Raw genomic sequence first — 1966 nt, 5'->3', positions numbered from 1 at the left:
CGCCGATCCATAGTCATAGAGAATGCCATTAGTTTGGTCACATAGGCTGAGAGAGAAGGCTGCCACCCGTTCACCATGTTCTAAATCTACAGTATATTTTTGAGCAATTTTGAGGATGCTACGTTGTCGGATAGAACTTTCATATCGTAGTCGGTCTTCAATCAACCCGTGGGTAAGCATCCAATCAACAATTACCCCTTCCCGCAAACTTCTTTCACAAATAGTCAGAGACTCTATTTCTAATAAACTCATCGCCTCCTGTAAAATCAGCGCCCCAGCCAGGATAATTTCCGCCCGCCGATCATTTATGCCAGGAATTTGCAACCTTTCTTGGTAGGATAACTTCCGCAGACGACTAACGATATTGTGTAACTCATTTAAAGTAATTTGGTATCCGGCTAAAGGTGTAGGTTCAGTGCCTAATTTTTCCTTAGCAATCATCACCGCCAGGGTTTCAATTGTACCGGAAGTGCCGACTAAATGGGATACTTTGCGATTGGGGAGATGAAGACGCAACTCATCAACGGGACGTTCCAACATTCCCCGAATATAGGCTTGTACAAACAGAAATTCTGTGCGAGATATAGGGTCAGTTTTGATATATTCTTGAGTGAGACGGACAGCCCCGACCTTGGTACTACTGAGAAATTTAGGTTCTCCACCATCTCCCAAAATTAACTCTGTCGAACCCCCTCCGATATCAATAATAACGTGGGGTTCGTCGTGAAATTCCATAGCCGAGAGGACACCCAAATAAATTCTCCTGGCTTCTTCAGGACCAGAAATCAGGTTAATTTCGAGATCCAATTCGTCGGATACTCGTTTGATAAAATCCCGACCGTTGGGGGCTTCCCGGACTGCGCTGGTAGCGACAGCAACAACTTGCTCGACGTTAAAGGTTTTGGCTAGTTCCTGAAAGCGTCGGAGGGTGGCGATCGCCCTATCCATGACTTCCGGCTTGAGTTGTCCTTTTGGTCCACAGTCTCCGAGTCTGACCGTATCTTTCTCTCGGGCGATAATCGTAAATGCGGGTAGACTCTTATCAATTCGCACTATGACCATGTGCAGAGAGTTGGTTCCTAGGTCAATAGAAGCCAAAATATGTTCGCCACTGGGCCTTAATTGCTTCCCTAAATGCGGAACTGATGTAGCCATAACAAATATATATTAAGCGATTCTAAATTCTATCTTAGATCAAAACTTGGCACTTCAATATCCCCTGTAGACAATCTTAGCCACCAGTAGGGGCGAACAGTAGGGGCGAAAAATTTTTCGCCCCGACAATTGTCCTTTGTCTCCTTCTACCCCTTTCCCAGAGGGAGGGGGAGTTTCATGGTCCATTGTCGATTTGGGTTTGAGAATTTTTAAAGGCTTGTTTCATCACCGATTGAATTCGCTTAGGATCGGGTTTTTTGCCACCCATTAAATCGCCGAAATATACACAAGTAGCTTCACCTAAAGCCCCCGTATAAGCAAAAGCCCAAGAAGCAGCGATCGCACTTCCCAAAGCCGGAATAAACTTAATTAATTCCCGACCGACCACCTGAGCGAGAAATCCACCAGCGATCGCACTAACAATACCCCCAGCTTGGGAGGGGGTAATAGTTTGACCGTAGAGTTTTCCTAGTAACCCCACCATAGACACTTGTAGGGCTGTTAAAACTGGCATAGTCGCAAAAGGTAGGGGAACCGCTGCTATAGTAGCCGCCATAATAGAAAAAGCCAAAATATAGCGCCTTCCCACGTCTCGATATAAATTACTTAATTCCTGTCCCGCCTGTCCTTCCAAAAGCTGATAAATAGTCCTAGCTTCCGCTTCTGGCAACAATTCCATCAAAGTATCCCTAAAATTTTCTAAGCCATAAAATACCGGGCTATAGCCATCTTCTTCCAGGGTAAAATCAATGGCAACTAGGCGATTATATAACTTCTCAAAATCCTCGGTTATCGCCTCAATACTTCGCTG

2 protein-coding genes are annotated in these 1966 nt (G+C 45.1%); both read right to left on the bottom strand.

The window, feature by feature from the left end; all coding sequences use genetic code 11:
• The coding region (locus B9T16_RS28145; RefSeq protein WP_410246333.1) for a Ppx/GppA phosphatase family protein at positions 1-1155 on the bottom strand (1155 nt) is incomplete at its 3' end.
• Between the two features lie 175 nt (positions 1156-1330).
• Positions 1331-1966: YcjF family protein (locus B9T16_RS28140; protein WP_410246332.1), on the bottom strand; the 636-nt coding region annotated here is incomplete at its 5' end.

Origin of the sequence: Arthrospira sp. PCC 8006 (genome assembly GCF_046480465.1) — a bacterium.
Lineage (GTDB): Bacteria > Cyanobacteriota > Cyanobacteriia > Cyanobacteriales > Microcoleaceae > Limnospira > Limnospira platensis.
The sequence above is the reverse complement of the archived record's forward strand: the minus strand, read 5'-3'. Positions and strand labels throughout refer to the sequence as shown.